This window comes from Polyangiaceae bacterium (genome assembly GCA_015075635.1).
Classification (GTDB): Bacteria; Myxococcota_A; Polyangia; order Polyangiales; family Polyangiaceae; genus JADJKB01.
In genome coordinates this window covers 1,575,173-1,595,384 of the sequence record JABTUA010000001.1, presented here as the reverse complement: position 1 = coordinate 1,595,384, position 20,212 = coordinate 1,575,173, and the positions used below count along the sequence as shown (strand labels likewise).

Sequence of the window (20,212 nt, the reverse complement as noted above, 5' to 3'; positions counted from 1 at the left end):
GCCGGCTCAGCTGGCCGAAAAACCGACTGGCCAGCGGCCCCACGGTCGCGAAAAACCCGGGGTTCGTGATAAACGACCCCTGGTACCACCGAGCCAAAGAGCCGGCAGCGAGGGAGAGGCAGCGCGACATGGACATCAACTGGGCCCCGTTCGTGAAAGCACTGATCGCGTCGATCGTCTACTCGCTGATCGGCATCGTGATGTTCGGCATCAGCTTCCTGGTGATCAAGCTGGTGACACCCTTCTCGCTCCGGAAGGAAATCGAGGAGGACCAGAACACCGCGCTCGCGATCATGATCGGCTCGGTCATCCTGGGGCTGAGCATCATCATCGCCTCCGCCATCGGCGGCTGAGCCCAGGCCCGCGAACGCGATCGTCCCGATGACGGACGGGGACGAGTCGATCGAACCGAAGCCGCGCGGTTGGCCAGACCCCGGCCGCGCCGCTCCTGCTCGGACGCACGCCACGCTGCTGCTCAGCATGGTGCTGGTCATCGCCACCGCCGGGCTGGTGTACGAGCTGGTGATGGCGGCCGTCGCGAGCTACGTGCTCGGCGACTCGGTCACCCAGTTCTCGACCGTCATCGGCGTCTACCTGTCGGCGATGGGCCTGGGGGCCTGGCTCTCGCGCTTCGCCGAGCGCCGGCTCTCGCTCCTGTTCGTGGACATCGAGCTCGGCACTGCGCTGATCGGCGGGCTGTGCGCGCCGGGTCTGCTCCTGGCGTTCAGCTACACCAACGCGTTCCGGCTGATCCTGTACGCGACCGTGGTCGCGGTGGGCGTGCTGGTGGGCCTGGAGCTGCCGCTCCTGATGCGCATCCTCCGGCGCGAGCTCGAGTTCAAGGAGCTGATCGCCCGCGCCCTCACCTTCGACTACGCCGGCGCGCTGGTGGGCTCCTTGGCGTTCTCCCTGTTCCTGGTGCCGCGCCTGGGCCTCGTCCACACCTCGCTGGCCTGCGGGCTCTTGAACGCGGCGGTGGGGCTGCTCTCGACCTGGGTCCTGGTCCCCGAGTCGGAAGAAGAGCGGCGCGGCATGGCGGGCGCGCGCCTGCGCGCCGTGTTCGTGCTGGTCCTGCTCGGCCTGGCGCTCTTGCAGGGCAAGCACTTGACCTCCCTCGCCGAGGCGCAGAGCTTCGGCGGCCGCGTGCTGCACGCCGAGAGCTCGCCGTACCAGCGCATCGTCCTGTCCGAGCGGGGCAACGGGTTCGCGCTGCACCTGAACGGCAACCTCCAGTTCACGAGCCGAGACGAGCACCGGTACCACGAGGCGCTGGTGCACCCTGCGATGGCGGCGGCGGCCTCCCGGCGCCGCGTTCTGGTGGGCGGCGGCGGCGACGGCCTCGCGGTCCGCGAGATCCTGCGCTGGCCCGACGTGGAGCGCGTCGTCCTGGTGGATCTGGACCGCGCCGTCACCGATCTGGCGCGCACGCGGCCCGAGCTCGTGGCGCAGAACCAGGGCTCGCTGTCCGATCCGAAGGTCCAGGTCATCAACGCCGACGCCATGATCTGGGTCGCGGAGAGCCGCGAGAGCTTCGACGTCATCGTCCTCGACTTCCCCGACCCCAGTAACTACTCGGTGGGCAAGCTCTACAGCACCGAGCTCTACCAGCGGGTGCGCGCCCGGCTCGCGCCGGGCGGCGCGCTCGGCGTGCAGTCCACCTCCCCGCTCCTGGCGCGGCAGTCCTTCTGGTGCGTGGTCGGCACGCTGCGCGCGGTGGGGCTCAGCGTCCTGCCCTACCGCGTTTACGTGCCGAGCTTCGCGGACTGGGGCTTCGTGCTCGCGGGGCTCGACCCCGTCGAGCGTCCCACCCGCCTGCCGCCGGGCCCGCTGGCCTACCTGGACGCGCACACCCTGGCCCAGCTGTTCGAGCTCCCGAGCGACGTCGGCGAGCTGCCGGTCGAGCCGAACCGCCTGAACAACCAGGCCCTGGTCTCGTATTACCTGCGCGAGTGGAGCCGTTGGGAGTAGCGGCGCGGAACCGGGCTACCGCTCCGAGCGATGCGTGTTAGATCGTCCGCCTCGACTGGAGCCGGTGACCATGGGGAAAGACGCGATGACGCTCGAGACGCAGCTGGACTTTGCACAGAAGTGGGAGCGCGAGTGCCCGGACGACATCTGGTTCACGCAGCCGCTCGGCGGGGGCAAGCTGCGAGACTTCACCTTCAAGGAAGCCATCGGCGAGGCGCGGCGCATGGCGGCCCACCTGAAGTCGCTGGACCTGCCGGAAAAGTCGCAAATCGCGCTGTTCAGCAAGAACACGGCCTGGTGGATCTTGGCGGATCTCGCCATCTGGATGGCCGGCCACGTCTCGGTCCCGCTCTACCCCACGCTCACGCCGGAGACGATCCGGCAGATCCTCGAGCACAGCGAGGCGAAGCTCATCTTCATCGGCAAGCTCGACGGCTTCAAGGCGATGGAGCCGGGCATCCCCGAGGGGCTGCCGCGCATCACGCTGCCGCTCTCGCCGAAGCTCGACGCGCCGAGCTGGGACTCGATCGTCGAGAAGACGGAGCCCCTGGCCGGCGAAATCCGCCGCCCCAAGACCGATCTGGCGACCATCGTCTACACCTCGGGCTCGACCGGCGTGCCCAAGGGCGTGATGCACAGCTTCCAGACCATGATCGACCCGGGCCAGAAGTTCCTGGAGTTCCTGGAGATCAAGCGGGAGGACCGCATGCTGTCCTACCTGCCGCTGGCCCACGCCTTCGAGCGCTACGTGGTCGAGACGGGCACCCTCGGCACGGGCTTCCGGGTGTTCTTCGCCGAGAGCCTCGACACCTTCATCGAGGACATCAAGCGCGCGCGCCCCACGCTGTTCGTCAGCGTGCCGCGGCTCTGGCAGAAGTTCCAGCTCGGCGTATTCTCCAAGATGCCCGAGCACAAGCTGAGCTTCATGCTCAAGGTGCCGATCCTGAGCGGCATCATCAAGAAGAAGGTGCTCGGCGGCCTGGGCTTCGATCAGGTGCGCATCGCCGGCAGCGGCTCGGCGCCCATCCCCGCGGAGCTCATCGCCTGGTACCGCTCGCTCGGCCTCGAGTTGCTCGAGGGCTACGGAATGAGCGAGAACTTCAGCTACTCGCACATGACGCTGCCGGGGGACGTGAGGGTCGGCTACGTCGGCAAGGCGTGCGCCGGCGTCGAGTGCAAGCTGAGCCCCGAGGGCGAGGTCTTGGTCAAGAGCCCGGGCACGATGCTCGGCTACTTCAAGGCGCCGGAGCTCACCGCCGAGATGTTCACCGAGGACGGCTTCCTGCGCACCGGCGACCGCGGCGAGGTGGACGCGGAGGGTCGCTTGAAGATCACCGGACGCGTGAAGGAGCTGTTCAAGACCAGCAAGGGCAAATACGTCGCCCCCGCGCCCATCGAGAACAAGCTGCTCCTGCACTCCGACGTCGAGCAGGCGCTGGTCACCGGCAACGGCTTCCCTCAGCCCTACGGCATGGTGGTGCTCAGCGAGCAGGCTCGGAAGCGCGCCAAGGACGAGGCCGAGCGGCAGCAGCTGGCCGCCGCGCTCAAAGGCCACCTCGACGAGGTGAACGCCACGCTCGATCAGCACGAGCAGCTCGACCTGCTCGCAGTGGTCACCGACGAGTGGACGATCGAGAACGGCTTGCTCACGCCGACCATGAAGCTCAAGCGCAGCGCCATCGAGCAGAAGTACGGCCCGCGCGCCGAGAGCTGGTACGAGCAGAAGAAGCCGGTGATCTGGGCGTGAGGTTCAGAACCCCGGGTCGGTGACGGGCGGCGGGACGAAGCCGCCGCCCTTCTTGACCTCGGGCTTCTTCGGATCCGGTTTCTTCGGATCCTTCGCGTCTTTGGGCTCCGCGGCTTCCTTCGGGTCCTTCACCGGCGCCTTCGCCAGGCCGCCTTGTCGGGCCTGCTGGCCCTTCTCGACGCCGAGCTGGTTCAGATCGATGGCCCCCGTCTCGTCGAGCTTCTCGCCGTCGTCCGGCTTCTTCGGCGCCTCCGGCTCGGCGGACGCCACCGACGCCGTCGGCACCACCGGCGACTGCGCGGCAGGGCTGTCCCCGCTGCCCTTCAGCGTGCGCGTCAGCACCAGCGCGCCGCCGATGAACAGCGCTGCGACGAACAAGCCGCCCACGACCCAGACCGCGCCGCGGCTCTTCTTCTTGGGCGGCTCGGACGGGAGCTGAGTTCCGAACGGAGTCTCCGGTGCGCTGAGCGCGCTGGAGGTGAACTCCGGCACCGACGGCCGGAGGAACGCACCGCTCGGCGTGGGGCCGGTCAGCCCGGTCAGGCCGGTGACGGAGGGACGCGAGTGGTCGGGGTTCGACGGCGAGCCGAACGGCGCAGGCACGACGCGCGTGCCGAGCTCCGGGAAGCGCCCCGTCGTGCCGGACGCCTCGACGGAAGACGCGCGCTCGTCGGCGAGCCGGATGGCGTCGCGCAGCGCCGCGCGCCGCTCGTCGCCTCGATCCCCGAGCATGGCCGTCACGAACTTGCCGACGTCCTCGGTGCGCACCCGCGGGACGGTCGGCGGGAAGACGCGATCGAGCGCGGCCTCGAGCTCCGCGGCGGTCTGGAAGCGCTTGTTCGGATCGCGATCGAGCGCGCGCATCACCACCGACTCGAGCGGTTTCGGGTACTCCTTGTCGTAGGCCCGCGGCGGGATGATCGGCCGGTCGGAGACGATGTTCTGCAGCGTGATCATGTCGTTCTCGCCGCGGAACGGATGTTTACCGGTCGTGAGCTGGTAGAGGATGATGCCCAGCGCGAAGATGTCGGTGCGCCGATCGATGTCCTTGCCGAGCGCTTGCTCGGGGGACATGTACGGCGGCTTGCCCTTGATCTGTCCGGAGTTGGTGTGCTCGACGGTGCGACCGGCGGCCTTGGCCACGCCGAAATCGACGATCTTCACCACGCCGTCGAAGGTGATGAGGATGTTCTGCGGCGAGATGTCCCGGTGCACGAGGCCGATGGGCGTGCCCTGCTCGTCCTTCAGCTCGTGCGCGGCGTGCAATCCCGCGGCTGCGTCCTGCACGATCTTGACGGCGATGGGCCGCGGGATGCCCTCGCGCTTGGCGGCGGTGCGGCGGATGTTCGAGAGCGGCTCGCCGTCCACCCACTCCATCACCAGGTAGAGCAGGTCGTCCTGCTCGCCGAGGTCGGAGATCTCGACGACGTTCGGGTGACGGATGCGCGCCGCGATCTGCGCCTCGTCGAGGAACATCTGCTCGAAGTGCGGGTTGTCGCTGATGGTCGGCAGCATGGTCTTGACTGCGACCGTCTTGGTGAAGCCGCGGGTGCCCTTGAGGCGCGCGGCCCAAACGGCAGCCATGCCCCCCTGTGCGATTGGCACCAGGAACTCGTACCGGCCCACCGTCTGGCCGGGCTGGATTTCCCCGAGCGTCCTCATTGGTGCGACTTTGTGTGGCAAGAGCGTGGCAGACAGACCGGCGCCGCACAAGCGTCAGCGCGCGCGGTGCCACAGTGTGCGCCGGTGTGCGCGGAGAGCTGGGCTCGAGAGGTTGCCAATGGAAAGCAGAGACGCACGAAGGCGCACGCCGGATCTGGCTCTCGGGCAGGTTTCGGCGGCGACGGCACCACCTCGTTCTGACTCCGACGAGACATCGGCTCCGCTTGGCGTCCGGCGGACCCGCGGGAAGGGCCCTGGGGGCTAGCTGGGGAGCCCCTGTGCAGGCCTCCTGTACAAGCCGGGAGTATCTTGTGTTCACCCGTGCGAAAGTTCAGTGCCTTCGCCTGCTTATCGACAATCGCCCAACCTGTCGTGGTTTTTTGTTGTCCCAGCCCAAGGGGTTGGGGTAAGAAGACCCTCCACCCGCCGCGACAGCTGTTCGTCGGTGCAGCCGGTTGGACCACCATCCCCGGCTCACCCCCGAACGCACGTTCAGTCGAACGGTCCAAGCGCGCAGTGGGGGGTGACTCAGACTTTTGCAGACTTGGATTCGGGTGACGGGGCTCCGGTCCCGCTGCCGGCAGACGGAAGAACTTGGCTTGGACAATGGGGGTTTCCGGACGCCCTCGCTCCCCCCAGGAGCGGGTGGCGCGAGGCGTTTTGCTCTGCGCGCGGACCGGTGCCGCTCGCAGATGAAGGCAGCACATGCCGCAAGTGAAGGAGCGAGGGATGGCGCAGTCGACGATCGTGGGGCAGGAAAGCAACGTGAAGGCAGCAGCCGCGGAAGAGCCCGCCAAGAAGCGGGGCTCGGCGCGCCGCAAGAAGGGCGTCAGCGTGGAGCGGCGCTTCACCCAGCCGGGCGAGACCGGCTTCGAGAACGTCACCTTCGAGCTCCGGAAGAGCGTCATCACCAACCCCGACGGCTCGGTGGTCTTCAAGATGGAAGGCGCCGAGATCCCTGCCGCCTGGTCGCAGCTCGCGACCGACATCGTCGTCTCCAAGTACTTCCGCAAGGCCGGCCTGCACGGCGACAAGACGCGTGGCGAGACCAGCGTGCGCCAGGTCGTGCACCGCCTCGCGCACACCATCCGCAATGCCGGTGAGCACTTCGGCGGCTACTTCGCCAGCAAGAAGGACGCCGACGCCTTCGAAGCGGAGCTCTCCTTCCTGCTCGTCAACCAGTACGGCGCGTTCAACTCCCCGGTCTGGTTCAACTGCGGGCTCTACCACGAGTACGGCATCGAAGGCTCCGGCGGCAACTGGGCCTGGAGCGAGGCCACGGACACCATCGGCGAGACGGCCAACGCCTACGAGAAGCCTCAGTGCTCCGCCTGCTTCATCCAGAGCGTGTCGGACGACCTGATGGCGATCTACGACCTGATGAAGAGCGAAGCGCGGCTGTTCAAGTACGGCTCCGGCACCGGCTCGAACTTCAGCGCCATCCGCGGCAAGCAGGAGAAGCTCTCCGGCGGCGGGACCTCCAGCGGGCTGATGAGCTTCCTCGAGGTGTTCGACCGCGCGGCGGGCAGCACCAAGAGCGGCGGCACCACGCGGCGCGCCGCGAAGATGGTCTGCCTCGACATGGACCACCCGGAGATCGCGGACTTCATCGGCTGGAAGATGCGCGAGGAGAAGAAGGCTCAGGCGCTCATCGCCCAGGGCTTCGAGAACGACTTCAACGGTGAGGCCTACCGCACCGTCAGCGGGCAGAACAGCAACAACAGCATCCGCGTCACGGACGACTTCATGAAGGCCGCGCTCGCCGGCGGCAAGTGGCACACCATCGCCCGCACCACCGGCGACGTGGTGGACACCTACGAAGCGGCAGACCTCTGGAACATGATCGCCCAGAGCGCCTGGGGCTGCGCGGATCCGGGAGTGCAGTACGACACGACGATCAACCGCTGGCACACCTGCCCGAACTCGGGGCGCATCAACGCCTCTAACCCGTGCTCCGAGTACATGTTCCTCGACGACACGGCCTGCAACCTGGCGTCCTTGAACCTGACCAAGTTCCTGCGCACCGACGGCAGCTTCGACATCGACGGCTACCTGCACGCGGTGGACGTGTTCTTCATGGCTCAGGAGATCCTGGTGGACTTCTCGAGCTACCCCACCAAGAACATCGCGCAGAACTCCCACGACTACCGCCCGCTCGGCCTCGGCTACGCGAACCTGGGCACGCTCTTGATGCTGCTCGGCGTGCCGTACGACTCGGATCAGGGTCGCGCCATCGCCGGCGCGCTGACCGCCATCATGTGCGGCCGGGCATACGCCCAGAGCGCCAAGATGGCCGCCAGCAAGGGCCCCTTCCCCGGCTTCGGCAAGAACCGCGAGCCGATGCTGCGCGTGATGCGTATGCACCAGGAGGCGGCCTACGCCATCAACCGCGACGAGTGCCCGCCGGAGCTGTGGCGTGCTGCCGCCGCCGCCTGGGACGAGGCGGTGAGCGTCGGCGAGCAGCACGGCTACCGCAACGCACAGTCGACGGTGCTCGCGCCCACCGGGACCATCGGTCTCTTGATGGACTGCGACACCACCGGCGTCGAGCCGGACTTCGCGCTGGTGAAGTTCAAGAAGCTGGCCGGCGGCGGCTACTTCAAGATCGTGAACCAGTCGGTGCCGGAGGCGCTGCGGCGTCTCGGCTACGCCGAGGCGAAGATCCGCGAGATCGTCGCCTACGTCTCGGGCACCAACACGCTGCTCGGCGCTCCGCACGTGAGCCGCGCGTCGCTCAAGCAGAAGGGCCTCACGGACGAGGACCTGGCCAAGATCGAGCAAGCCATCCCCGGCGTGTTCGACCTGCACCTGGCGTTCGCGCCCTGGGTGCTCGGCAAGGAGACCTACGAGCGCCTGGGTGTCACCGCCGAGCGCATGAGCGTGCCGGGCTTCAACCTGCTCAGGCACCTGGGCTACAAGGACGCGGAGATCTCCGAGGCCAACGACGTCATCATCGGTCGCATGACCATCGAGGGCGCGCCGTACCTGAGCGAGGAGCACTACGCCGTGTTCGACTGCGCCAACCGCTGCGGCCGCATCGGGCAGCGCTTCCTGGCGCCGATGTCCCACGTGCACATGATGGCGGCGGTGCAGCCCTTCCTGTCCGGCGCGATCAGCAAGACGGTGAACCTGCCGAACGACGCCAGCGTGGAGGACGTCCGCGAGATCTACGAGGAGGGCTGGAAGCTCGGGCTCAAGGCCGTGGCCCTCTACCGCGACGGTTGCAAGGCCAGTCAGCCGCTCTCGACCTCGAACAAGGACGCCAAGGACAGCCAGACCAACGAGCACGAGGGGGTCGCGCCGGCCGCACGCGCGGTCACCCTGACGCGCCCGCAGGGCACTCGCGTCCGGCTGCCCAAGAAGCGCCGCGGCTTCACCCAGGAGGCCGCCGTCGGTGGCCACAAGGTGTTCCTGCGCACCGGCGAATACGACGACGGCACGCTGGGCGAGATCTTCATCGACATGCACAAGGAAGGCGCCGCCTTCCGATCGCTGATGAACTGCTTCGCGATGGCGGTGTCGGTCGGCCTGCAATACGGCGTGCCGCTCGAGACCTACGTCGAGCAGTTCACCTTCACGCGCTTCGAGCCCCACGGCGTGGTCACGGGGCATCCGAACATCAAGTTCTCGACCAGCATCGTGGACTACCTCTTCCGCGTGCTCGGCGTCGAGTACCTGAAGCGCTACGACTTCGCGCAGGTGAAGCCGGCGGAGTCGCAGTCCGGCATCGAGGATCCGACGAATCCGCTGGTCGAGGGACCGCCGGAGAGCGTGAGCCTGTTGCCCCCGCCGGGCCCCGGCAACGAGCCGCAGACGCTGGTCGGCACCGACGTGCACGGCGCGCTCGACGCTCAGCTCGAGGAGATGATGGGCGACGCCCCGGTGTGTGACAGCTGCGGTCACATCACCGTCCGCAACGGCGCTTGCTACAAGTGCCTGAACTGCGGCAACTCGATGGGATGCTCATAGGGGACTTGCCGGGTCCGGCCGGCCGCGGGGCCCAATTCGCCAGCCGCTGGTGAAAGGCCTCGCCATCCGCGGGCGTTCTCGGCTCGAGAAGAATCTCCAAACCGGGAAATTCCTGGTAAAAGAATCCCCGATGCTGAACCAAGGGAAGCTCAGCGCTCGGGCCGGGGTGTTCGCAGGCGCGCTCGTCGTGCTCGCGCTCCTGGCCTGCAAGAAGAGCAGCAGCGAAGCCACACCCACCGCGGCGCCGGTGCCGGAAGCACCGCCCGCCGCGACTCCCGAGGCACCCAAGGCAGAGGAGCCGGCTCCGAGCGCCAGCCCCGAGCCGGCCGCGGACACCCCCAAGCCCGTGGCGACGACCACCACCAAGGTGACCGTCGACGCCGGCACGCAGCTCAAGGACGCCGGGACCGTGAAGGACGCGAGCGTCGCTGACGCGGCCGTCGACGCGGCCAAGCCGGCGAGCAACGCCGCCGCCGACGCCAAGGCCGTGGAGGCGTGTTGCGCGGCGCTCGCCGCGGAGTCGAAGAAGACCAGCCCGCACACCAACAAGTACAAGTCAGCCGCCGCCGTGTGCAGCGGCATCGCCGCCAGTGTGAAGAAGGGCGCGGCCGACGCGACCTCCGCCAGGACCACCATCCGCGCCCAGCTCACGGGTGTGCCCATCCCGGGCGGATGCTGAGCTCCAACAGATTTCAAATCGTTTGCCCCTGACCCCCGTCTGACTCGATACGACCCTTGGAAGTCCCTGAAGAGGGAGGACCGTTTCGGAGGACCCGATGAACAAGGCTTCAGAACCCGTGACGCGTACGCTCCTCGCCCCCATCGCTCTCGGGCTGATGCTGCCTCTGGGTGTGGCGCTCTACTCCGGCTGCAAGAAGGACGAGCCGCCGCCGCCCTTGCCCTCTGCTGCCCCGGCGACGACTCCCAGCGCTCCCGTGGTGCTCGAGGTCGAAGACGCCGGCGACGACGGCGACGCGGACGACGGCGACGCTTCGGACGCGAAGAAAGGCGTCGGCGTCCCGGCCGCCAGCCTCAAGGCGTGCTGCAACGCGCTCACGCAGAACGCCGCCAGCGCGCCTCCGCCCACGAACGTTTACATGACGCAGGCCGCCGCGGCGTGTCACGCCGCCGTCGCGCAGGGCAAGGACAAGGCCAGCGTCGTGGGCATCGTCTCCGGTGCGCTCAAGGGCGCCGGGATGCCGGCCGCCTGTCGGTGAGCTCAGCGTACCAAGTGATCGAACCCGCCGCGCGTGATGCGCGTGCGTGAGCCGTCGTCGCCTTCGAGCCAGACGCCGGCGCCGCGTTCGACGCGTCCGATGTGTCGAGCACCGCGGGGGCACCGCGCAACGGCGCAGAGGAGCGCGTAGTCTTCGCCGCCGTGGAGCGCCAGCTCGAGCGCGCTCGCTCCGATGCGCAGTGCGGCGCGGCGGAAGCTCGCGTCCAGGGTCTGGCAGAGGGCGCGCTCTTCGAGCACCACCCGCACGCGGCTCGCCCGACCGAGGTGCGCGGCGTCGCCGGCCAGGCCGTCCGAGATGTCGATGGCAGCGTGCGCCGTCTTGGCCAGCGCGCGCCCGTGGTCGATCAACGCGACCGGGCGCCGCCACGCCTCCGCCCACGGCGAGCGCCCCCGCCGCCCGGCCTGGAGGAGGCGGAGCCCGAGCGCCGCGCGACCGACCTCGCCGACCAGGATCAGCCGATCGCCGACGCGCGCCCCCGAGCGCAGGAGCGGACGCTTCGCTCGGCCCAGCACCGTCGTCACCAGCGAGAGCTCGGGTGCCCGCGAGATGTTGCCCCCGATCACCGGGCAATCGATGGCGCGGGCGGCCGCCGCCTGCCCGCGCGAGAGCTGGGCGAGCTCCGCGCGGCCGACGGACTTCGGCAGCGCGAGCTGGCAGAGCGCCGCCACGGGCGTGGCACCCATCGCCGCGAGGTCGCTGGCCGCCGCCATCAGCGCGCGCCAGCCGAGATCTTCGAGGCTGAGCCAGCGCCGGTCGAAGTGCACACCCTCGACGCAGGCATCCACGGTCCAGACCAATCGCTCGCGACCGAAGCGCAGGACCGCCGCGTCGTCGCCGATGCCGAGCTCGACGTGCCCCGCGGGCTTGCCTGTCGAGAGCGCGCGCTCGAGCAGCGCGATCGCCTCGAGCTCGCTCAGGCGATGGTGGTGCGACGACACGGGATGGTCACCACGAATACCGCGCCCCGCGGCACGTTGTCCTCGACTCGCACGGTGCCGTCGTGGGCGTCGATCAGGCGCCGCACGATGGACAGGCCGAGCCCGGTGCCCTCGTGCTCCCGGGTCGCGCTGCCGTCCACCTGGTAGAAGGCGTCGAACACGCGCTCCTTCTCCGCGTCGGGCACGCCGATGCCAGTGTCGATGACCCGCACCTCGATGGCCGGGCGCTTGGTGCTGAAGAGCACCAGGCCTCGGCCCTCGTCGTCAGCGCGGCGCTCCAGCACCGAGGCCCGGACCGAGAGCGTCACGCGGCCCTGCTCCGGGGTGAATTTCAGCGCGTTCTCGCTCAGGTTCAGGAACACCTGCCGCAAGCGCTCGACGTCCGCCCACACCGTGGGCAGGCCTGGTTCGGACTCGACGCTGATCTCCACCAGCTTCTTGCGCGCGGCCGGAGCCAGGGTCTGCGCCACGTCTCGGATCAGCGGCACGATGTCGATCTCCGCCTTGCGCAGGCTCATCGTCCCGCTCTCGAGCTTCGACAGGTCGAGCAACCCCTTGATCAGGCCGAGCAGCTGCTCGCCCTTCTCGTGGATGGTGTGCACGAACTCCTGCTGCTCCTTCGTCAGCTCGCCGGCGATGCCTTCCTTCAGCATCTCGCTGTAGCCGATGATGCTGGTGAGCGGCGTGCGCAGCTCGTGAGAGACGGTGCCGAGGAAGTTGCTCTTGAGCCGATCGAGCTCCTTGAGCCGGTCGAAGGCGTGCTGCAGCTTCGCGTTCTTGTCGGCGAGCTCGCGGTAGCTCTCCTGCACGCTCATCAGGTGCATGTTGCTGGTGAGCAAGGCCTTGTGGCCGGAGAACAGGATCAGGTCGAGGGCGTGGCACAGGTGGCGAACGATGCGCCGCGCCTGCTGATCGGGAAACGCCGGAAGCTCCAGCCAGGCGCTCGCGACCCGCGCGCCGTCGATGCCGGCGTCCAGCCGGGTGAGCTCCGCGCTCGGGCCCGGAGCCGCTGGGTCGCGGTAGGGCCCGAGGATCAGCCGCCCGAGCCGCCGCCCGTCGTAGCTGATGGCGCGGACGATGTAGCGTGCGCCGGTCACGCAGGTCAGATCCGCCTCGGTGTCAGGCTCCGGCTCCAGGGATTTCACCGCGGAGATCACCGACGCCAGCGCGTCCCGCCCGGCTTTGTGCTCGTCCAGGTAGGCGTAGAGCGGAGGCTCCCCACTCGCGTCGGCGAGCAGGTTGCCGCTTTCGCTGAAGATGCGCAGCGAAACACCGAACAGCTCCCGCGCGCTCTCGGCCATCTCGCGGAGCGCGCCTTTGTCCACCAGGCTCTCGAGCTCGACCGAACGGCCCATGGTGAGCTCGTCCAGCAGAGTGACCGGGGCCTCGGCCATCACTCTCCCTCCGGTCTGAGCACCTCGAGCGCGCCGCCCACACAGGCACCGAGCACGTCCGCGAGCGGCCGGTCGTGGCCGAGCCGCTGCGCGACGGACTCGAGGAAGGCCGTAGAGTCGAACCCGAACTTGCGGTTCAAGTCGTGCTCGGCGTCGAGCGCGCTCCAGGTCAGATAGAGCAGACCGATGAAGCTCTCGACCACGCCCTCGCCACGCGTCGCCACCGCCAGGTACACGGGCTCTCGACCCTGCGCTGCGAGCGAGGCGATCTCCTCGTCGCTGCGCACCGCCGGCAGGTCACGCTTGTTGAACTGGATGATCAGCGGGATCTGCTTGAGCGTCAGGCCGTAGGTCTTGAGGTTCTCCTTCAGGTCCACGAACGCGGTGGCGTTGTTCTCCGTCTCGGCCACCTGCGAGTCGGCGATGAAGGCGATGCCGTCGGCACCCTGCAACACCAGCCGCCGGGTCGAGGCGTGGATCACCTGGCCCGGGACCGTGAACACCTTCAACCGCACCGAGAGCCCGCCCTTGTCCCGGAAGGTGAAGGGCAACAGGTCGAAGAACAAGGTGCGGTCGTCCCGGGTCTCCAGCGTCATCAGCCGGCCGGTAATCGTCGGATCCGCGGCCTCGTGCAGCGCCTGGAGGTTCGTCGTCTTTCCGCTCAGGGCCGGGCCGTAGTAGACGAGCTTGATCGTGAGCTCACGAGCGGCGAAATCAAGCTGCATGGCGCGGAGGGATGACTCTAGCGCAGCGCCCCCGCGCTGGACACCCGGGAATTCCCGGGAGGCTCGGAGCGGGCGTTGAGCAAGGCGCTCGTGCTGATCTGGCTCGGGACCTCCGCGGCGCAAGCCAGCCACGAGCCGGAGCTCGACTCCTGGGCGCGCGCGCGCTGGGTGGAGCTCGAGCCACCCGCCACGGATGCCCCCGCCGGCTTGCCCTACGACGACGCGCTGGCTCAGAGGCTCGAGGAGCTGCTCGACCAAGCGCGGCTCGCCGCGAGCTCCCTGGACGACGCGACGGCGAGCGAGCGGCTGCGCGCGATCGAGCAGAGCTTGCGCGAGCACCCGGCTTTGCCGCAGGCGGCGTGGCTCCTCGCCGAGGCGCTGCAGATCGAAGCCAGCATCGCCGGGCGCACTGCCCCGGACGATCGCCCGCAGCTCTTGGCGCGCGCCCGGGCGCTCGAAGGCCAGCGCGCGACCGCCTTCGGCGAGCCGGCCGAGGCACGAGCACCGAGCGCGCCGCTCTTGAGCGTCTCGCTCTCCACGCGCGCCTCGGACCAGATCTACTTCGACGGCAACCGCGTCGGACGTCGCTTCGAGCTCTTGCCCGGCGAGCACCACGTCCGCGTCGTGCGCCGCGGGCGGGTGGTGTGGGCCGGCTGGGTGCCGGTGGAGAAGGCCGGCGCCCTCGCGCTGCCGCTGCCGGCTCCGGTCGCGTGCAGCCTCGACGATCTCGGCGACGTACGCGTGAGCGGCGGAAAGGTCTCGGTACCGGCCCACGTCGGCTGCGCGCGCTGGGCGGTGGCGCGCCCGGCGGCGAGCGGTGGCATCGAGATCGCGTCGTGCCGGGGCTCCTGGTGCGGCCCGCTCATGCCGTGGAGGCGCCACGACGGCGCGATCTACAGCGGTCCGCCGCAGCCGCCGCCGGAGCCGGGCTTTCCCGCCTGGGCCAGCTGGGCGCTGGTCGGAGTCGGCGCAGCCGTCTTGACCACGGGCGTGCTCTGGCAGGCCGGCGCCTTCGACGAGCCGGGGCGGGGCTCCACGCGCTTCGAGCTCTGGGGCCCGGGCCAGCGCTCGACCAGCGGCGCGCTCAGCCCCAGCGCGCGCGGGCGTCGCTGATCGCCTCGAGCACGCGGGCCTTCGCCGGTCCGCCCACGACGTGGCGCCGCTCCACGGCCTCGGCCGGATCGAGCGCGGCGGCCACCGCGTCGCCGCCCAGAGCCGGGTGAGCCTTCGAGAGCTCCTCGCGAGACAGCTCACCGATCTGCACTCCCTGCTCCTCGGCCCGCTTCACGATCGCGCCCACGATGTGGTGGGCCTCGCGGAACGGCACGCCCTGGCTCACCAGGAAGTCCGCCACGTCGGTCGCGCACACGTGCCCCGCGCCGAGGGCCTCGCGCATGCGCTCGCGGCGGAAGGTCGCGGTGGCGATGGCGCCGGTGAGCGCGCGCACGCTGACGAGCGCGTTGTCGAAGGCGTCGAAGATCGGGCGCTTGTCCTCCTGAAGATCGCGGCCGTAGCCGAAGAAGAGGCTCTTCTCCAGCACGAGCAGCGCTGTCGCGCTGCCGATCAAGAGCGCCGCCTTGCCCCGCACCAGCTCCGCCACGTCGGGGTTCTTCTTCTGCGGCATCATGCTGGAGCTGGTCGAGAACTGATCGCTCAGGCTGATGAAGCCGAACTCCTGGCTCGACCAGAGCACGATCTCCTCGCCGATCCGCGACAGGTGAACGCCCAGGATCGCCAGCGCCCCGGAAAGCTCCATCAGGAAATCGCGGCTGCCGGTGGCGTCGATGCTGTTCCGGGTCGCGCGCGCGAAGCCGAGCTCCCGCGCGGTGGCCTCGCGATCGAGAGGAAAGCCCGTGCCGGCCACCGCGCCCGCGCCGAGCGGGCACTCGTCCAGCCGAGCCAGCGCGTCCGCGATGCGCCCGCGATCGCGCCAGAGCATCTCTTGCCACGCCATCAGGTGGTGCGAGAGACGACTCGGCTGCGCGCGTTGCAGGTGCGTGTAGGAGGGCATCAGCGTGTCGATCTCGTCCGTCGCCCGAGCCACGATGGCGCGACCCAGCTCGGCGAGGGCTTCGAGGGTCTCCTCCGCGCGACGCCGGGCGTAGAGCCGGAGGTCGGTCGCCACCTGGTCGTTGCGAGAGCGCGCCGTGTGGAGCTTGCCGCCGACGGGTCCCACGATGGCGGTCAGGCGCGCCTCGATGTTCATGTGGACGTCTTCCTTGGCGCGGTCCCAGCGGAGCTCGCCGCGCTCGATCTCCAGAGCGACCTGGCCGAGCCCCGCCACCAACGCCTCGACCTCTTCAGCGCCGATCACGCCGGCGCGCCCGAGCCCCCGCGCGTGCGCGATGGACCCTTGGATGTCTTCGCGCCAGAGCGCCGAGTCCACGTCCACGCTGGTGTTGAGCGCCTCCATCGCCAGGTCGATGGAGGCTTCCAGCCGACCTCCGCGCGCGACGCTCACGCCGAGGCTCCTCTGAGCTTGCCCCGGAGAGCTTCGAGCCGGGCGCCCAGCTGCGAGAGTCGCTCGCTGTCCCGCTCCGAGCGGGCGAGCTCGGCCTCGCGGTCGCTGGCACCGGCCTCGCGCTCCGCGCGCACGGCCGCCAGGACCTCGATCACCTCGCGGTGCAGCTCCTGGCCTGCGGTCACGACCCACTCGTCCAGCCGGCTGGCGAACTCGTCCACCATCTCGTCGATCTTGGGGCCGACCTTGGCCGCCGCCTCGCGCAGGACCACGGGCCCGAGCTCCAGCGCGCGCTTCTTGATCTCCGCCTCCGTCCGGCCGCGGTTCCACAGCGCCAAGGCCGGCGCCGCCGCCAAGAGCAGCCCGCCGAGCAGGGCGTTCGCGAACATCACGCCCATGCCGAGGCTGAGCACGGCGAAGATGCCGACGTCGTAGGCGAAGCGGTCCACCTCGATGGGCGGCGCCTTCAAGTCCGCGCCCATGGCGCCGCTCACGCGCTTGCCCACGTCGTGGGCGTCGTCCTTGACCAGAGCGACCATGCGCTCGCCGAGGGCCTCGAGCGCCGCGGCGATCTCCCGGGTCTCGAGCTCCGCCCACTGCCGGAACGAGTGCTCGAAGAAGGGCCCCAGGTGCTGCTTCAGGTCGTCGCCGCTCGCCTGCTGCAAGATCCCCGGGAGCTGACGCACCACGTCGTCGCAGAAGCGATCCAGATCACGGCGCGCCCACGCCTTGATGGCGCCGGCTTCTTCCCGGATGTCCAGGCGCCGCTTCTCGATGGTGTCGGCGTGCCCGGCCAGATCGGACTCCAGTAGCTCGATGCGACGCGCGAGCTGCTCGGCGCTCATGGCCACGGCGCGGCGCCGCGCGTCCACCCCGCGCCCGAGCACTGCGGCGGCGGACAGCCCCTCGCCCAGCGCGTTGTCCAGGAGGATGCGCCCGCGCTCCTCCGCCAGGAAGCGCATCAGGTGGTCCACCAGCTCCGGGACGCCGCTCTCCTCGGCGCGCCCGGCGAGCGCCGCTTGGGCGCTGACGGGGAACACCGGGGGATCCTCGACCAGCGCGCTCAGCCGGTTCTTCACGTAGCCCAGGGCCTCGGCGCGCTCGTCGGCGTTCCAGATGTCGCTCTTGGCGACCACGAAGAAGATCTTGTCGCGGCTCTTGCCGATGAGCTGATGTTCCAAGAACAGCCGCTCGCTCTCCTTCACCGGCTGCCCCGCGTCGAGCACGAACAGCACCGCGTCCGAGCGCGGGATGTAGCCATAGGTGATCTCGGCCCGGGTGAGCGAGAGATCGTTCACTCCGGGGGTGTCCACCAGCACGATGCGCTCGCGCAGGAGCTCCGCCGGCAGGCACACCTCCACGTAGCTCACCGGCTCGTCCGCGCGGGCGCCGCCGGTGGCGAAGGTCTTCACCTCCTCGAAGGGCAGCGGCTGCTCTTGCCCCGAGGCGAGCACGACCTTGGAGCTCGGCTCGTCACCCCACTCGATGTGGTGGATGACCGCCGTGGTGGGCGTGACCCCGACGGGCAGCACGGCTCGGCCGAGCAGCGCGTTCACGAACGTGCTCTTGCCGTGGTTGAACTCGCCGACCACGACCAGGTGGAAGCGGTCCCGCTCCAGCTTCTTCACCAGATCCGCGTCCACCCGATCGGCGAGCGACGCGGCGCCCACGCTGCGCGCCAGATCCGAGAGGCTACCCAGCGTTTCGATGACTTCGAGCTTCCGCTCGCGAAAGGAATCTAGCATTTGTTCTCGTCCATCCGGCTAGGGGAGCCTAGCGAGGATTGATTTCTCTCTCCGATGATCGGGGAATTGTCTCTTCTCCGATGACCCCCGTCAGCGCCTCGCCACACGTCCCACCGGCAAGACAGTCGGCGCCGGTCCGGGCCGGCGTTCTCACTCCGCTCACCTTGGCGGATCGTGATCTGATCTTGGCAAGCCCCACCGCGTGATGGCGGGCGGGATTGCTCTTCTCTCCGATGACCCCCGTCAGCGCCTCGCCACACTTCCCACCGGCAGGACGGCCGGCGCCGGTCCGGGCCGGGGTTCTCACTCCGCTCACCTTGGCGGATCGTGATCTGATCTTGGCAAGCCCCACGGCGTCGTTCTGGGCTCGGCCTGCGGCCGAGCGACACTCCCGAAAGGTCCGGCGCCTCATTCCGCGCCAACCCTACCCTAGCACCTTCACGATCTCGTGAACCTTCTCGTCCACCTGCTCCATGGAGAGGCCGTCGTCACCTTTGCCGACGTGCTGGCGGAAAAGCGAGCTCTGGCCGAACTCCCGGAGCGCCAGCACGCGCTTGGGGAGCCAGGGATGGGTGGCGAACACCTCGCTGAAGCGCCCGACGCTGCCTTGGGCTTCCTCGTGCTGCTCCAGGAACGCCTCGATGTTGAGCTCTTCGTACAGCTTCTGCGAGCCCAGCGCGAGCTTGGTCAGGGCGCGGGACGCGACGTCCAGATCGCGGGCGCAGAGCGCGCCGGCGCGATCGCAGGTGATCTCGGCGCGGCGCGACCAGGCCCGGAGCGCGAGCACCGCGGGCAGGCTGGCGTAGCGCAGGAACAGGCCCGCCATGCGCGTGAGCATGAAGAGCGCCGTCAGGTAGACCACGTGGTTGTTGTGGATGTGACCGCACTCGTGGCCGATCACGCTCATCAGCTCGTCGTCGGACAGGTGATCGACCAGGCCCGAGTGGATCATGATGAACGAGTCGTCGTTCGTTCCGTAGGTCGCCGCGTTCATCTGCGGGTTGTTGACGACGTAGAGCGTGGGAGTGGCGATGCCGAGCGTGGAGCCGCAGCGCTCGGCCAGCGCGAGCACGCGCGGGAACTGTCGCGGGCCCACCTTGACGGCGTGCCCCAGGAGCTCCGCCTTGCCGATGTGCTTGAACATCCGGACGCCCGCCGCTACGGCGAGCTCCACGGGCTTCATGGTCTCGAAGGCCACCCGGGTCTTCTTGTCCCAGGCGTAGGCGTAAGCGTGCGAGCTCTCTCCGGAGCTCGCTCCGGGATGCGCTTGCTTCCGCTCATCGACGAACTTCTGAAAATCGAGCGATTCTACTCGGGCCACGCGTGACTCCTCGGGTCCGCTGAACGTAACGTCGGGCCCCCCACCGCGCAATCGCCGCGCCCGGAGCTTCAGCCGAGCGAGAGCGCCACCGGCTCGAGCACGCCGGCCTCGATCTCGGCCAAACGCGCCAGAAAACGCCGGTAGTCGCGCAGGGGTGGCTGGCCCGGCGGCGCGCGCAGGGAGTAGTCGGTGATGCGCGTGGTGGCGAAGCGCAACGCTCCGAGCGCGGCCTCCACACCGAGCGCGGCGAGCTCGCGCGGCTCGAGACGACGCACTGCGTGATAACCCTCGAGCATGCTCCGGACCAGCTCGAGGTCGAAGCGGTCGCCGAAGCACCAGGCCTGGACGCAGACCATCAGGTCGAAGGCGAAGACGCCGAGCGACGCGCTCTCGAAGTCGATGAGCGCGGCGAGCTGACCGCCCCGCCAGAGCACGTTGTCGCGGAACAGGTCGCCATGGATCACACCGCTGGGCAGGCTCGGGTCGCGCTTCTGCGCGTAGCGCACCAGCCGCTCCGCGATTCGCTCCACGTCCTCGGCGTACTCCGGCGTCCGCGCGCGCTCGAGCCGCGCCTGCAAGTCGCCGAGCTCGAAGCGACTAGGCGCCAGCTCGTCGACCTTCACTAGGTGCACGCGCGCGAGCGCCGCACCCACCGCGCGGGTGTGCTCGGGTCGCACCCGCGCCTGGCACAAGATCTCCCCCTCTATCCAGGGGAAGAGCGCGACGGGCTTGCCGCGGTGCTGCTCCAGGCGCTGCGAGAGCGGCTCCGGCGTCGGCACGCCGGCCCTCGCGAGCGTGGCGAGCAAGGCGAGCTCGCGCCTCGCCCCGGCCTCCACCTGCTCCTCGTACACGCGCAGGAACACGCTCTGCGCGCTGGCGGTCTCGACGCGGAAGTTCGAGTTCACGCTGCCGCCGGACAGGGCCTCGACCTGGCGCACCTCGAGCCCGAACGAGCGCCCGATGCGGCGCGCTTCTTCGAGCTCGAGCGGGGTGAGCCGGGCCATCGCGGAGGCCATGATAAGACGCCGCTCACGCGGGGCGAAA

General features: G+C 69.3%; 15 protein-coding genes. 7 read left to right on the top strand and 8 right to left on the bottom strand.

The window, feature by feature from the left end:
• The first annotated feature begins 128 nt into the window (after positions 1-128).
• The 3 genes from HS104_07170 (at position 129) to HS104_07160 (ending at position 3,715) form a co-directional block, all read left to right on the top strand.
• The gene (locus tag HS104_07170) at positions 129-353 is read left to right on the top strand and encodes a DUF350 domain-containing protein (protein MBE7479748.1); all 225 of its coding nucleotides are present in this window, start codon (positions 129-131) and stop codon (positions 351-353) included.
• A gap of 28 nt (positions 354-381) precedes the next feature.
• Positions 382-1,968, top strand: coding sequence for a polyamine aminopropyltransferase (locus HS104_07165; protein ID MBE7479747.1), 1,587 nt, complete (start codon positions 382-384; stop codon positions 1,966-1,968).
• A gap of 85 nt (positions 1,969-2,053) precedes the next feature.
• On the top strand, positions 2,054-3,715 hold the full coding sequence (locus tag HS104_07160; protein ID MBE7479746.1) for an AMP-binding protein: 1,662 nt from the start codon (positions 2,054-2,056) through the stop codon (positions 3,713-3,715).
• Positions 3,716-3,718: 3 nt separating this feature from the next.
• On the opposite strand, the gene HS104_07155 is transcribed toward HS104_07160, so the two are convergent.
• Positions 3,719-5,377 (bottom strand): serine/threonine protein kinase, encoded by a 1,659-nt coding sequence (locus tag HS104_07155; GenBank protein MBE7479745.1) that lies wholly within the window; start codon positions 5,375-5,377, stop codon positions 3,719-3,721.
• A 729-nt stretch (positions 5,378-6,106) separates the two neighbouring features.
• Here HS104_07155 and HS104_07150 point away from each other — a divergent pair.
• The 3 genes from HS104_07150 to HS104_07140 all read left to right on the top strand — a co-directional run bounded on the left by HS104_07150 (position 6,107) and on the right by HS104_07140 (position 10,563).
• Positions 6,107-9,346, top strand: coding sequence for a vitamin B12-dependent ribonucleotide reductase (locus tag HS104_07150; GenBank protein ID MBE7479744.1), 3,240 nt, complete (start codon positions 6,107-6,109; stop codon positions 9,344-9,346).
• A gap of 130 nt (positions 9,347-9,476) precedes the next feature.
• Positions 9,477-10,025: a hypothetical protein gene (locus HS104_07145; protein ID MBE7479743.1), complete on the top strand. Its 549-nt coding sequence runs from the start codon at positions 9,477-9,479 to the stop codon at positions 10,023-10,025.
• A 118-nt stretch (positions 10,026-10,143) separates the two neighbouring features.
• Entirely contained in the window at positions 10,144-10,563 is a 420-nt protein-coding gene (locus HS104_07140; protein ID MBE7479742.1) for an acyltransferase, read from the top strand.
• A gap of 2 nt (positions 10,564-10,565) precedes the next feature.
• Here HS104_07140 and thiL read toward each other — a convergent pair whose 3' ends face one another.
• From thiL to HS104_07125, 3 genes are read right to left on the bottom strand one after another with little or no spacing between them, the layout of a single operon-like run.
• Positions 10,566-11,501 (bottom strand): thiamine-phosphate kinase, encoded by a 936-nt coding sequence (gene thiL, locus HS104_07135; protein ID MBE7479741.1) that lies wholly within the window; start codon positions 11,499-11,501, stop codon positions 10,566-10,568.
• Positions 11,498-12,916: a PocR ligand-binding domain-containing protein gene (locus tag HS104_07130; protein MBE7479740.1), complete on the bottom strand. Its 1,419-nt coding sequence runs from the start codon at positions 12,914-12,916 to the stop codon at positions 11,498-11,500. Before HS104_07130 ends, thiL begins: the two co-directional genes overlap by 4 nt.
• On the bottom strand, positions 12,916-13,641 hold the full coding sequence (locus tag HS104_07125; protein ID MBE7479739.1) for a gliding motility protein: 726 nt from the start codon (positions 13,639-13,641) through the stop codon (positions 12,916-12,918). The genes HS104_07130 and HS104_07125 overlap by 1 nt, the downstream gene beginning before the upstream one ends.
• 75 nt (positions 13,642-13,716) lie before the next feature.
• Here HS104_07125 and HS104_07120 point away from each other — a divergent pair, with 75 nt between their 5' ends.
• Positions 13,717-14,754: a hypothetical protein gene (locus HS104_07120; GenBank protein ID MBE7479738.1), complete on the top strand. Its 1,038-nt coding sequence runs from the start codon at positions 13,717-13,719 to the stop codon at positions 14,752-14,754.
• Here the strand turns inward: HS104_07120 and argH are convergent.
• From argH to HS104_07100, 4 genes are all read right to left on the bottom strand, one after another.
• Positions 14,726-16,054 (bottom strand): argininosuccinate lyase, encoded by a 1,329-nt coding sequence (gene argH / locus HS104_07115; protein MBE7479737.1) that lies wholly within the window; start codon positions 16,052-16,054, stop codon positions 14,726-14,728. The genes HS104_07120 and argH overlap by 29 nt on opposite strands.
• Before the next feature lie 44 nt (positions 16,055-16,098).
• Positions 16,099-17,847, bottom strand: coding sequence for a dynamin family protein (locus tag HS104_07110; GenBank protein ID MBE7479736.1), 1,749 nt, complete (start codon positions 17,845-17,847; stop codon positions 16,099-16,101).
• 424 nt (positions 17,848-18,271) lie between these two features.
• Positions 18,272-19,168, bottom strand: coding sequence for a M48 family metallopeptidase (locus HS104_07105; protein MBE7479735.1), 897 nt, complete (start codon positions 19,166-19,168; stop codon positions 18,272-18,274).
• A gap of 68 nt (positions 19,169-19,236) precedes the next feature.
• A complete protein-coding gene (locus HS104_07100; GenBank protein MBE7479734.1) occupies positions 19,237-20,172 on the bottom strand; it encodes a homoserine kinase in 936 nt (311 codons plus the stop codon).
• Between the last annotated feature and the right edge of the window lie 40 nt (positions 20,173-20,212).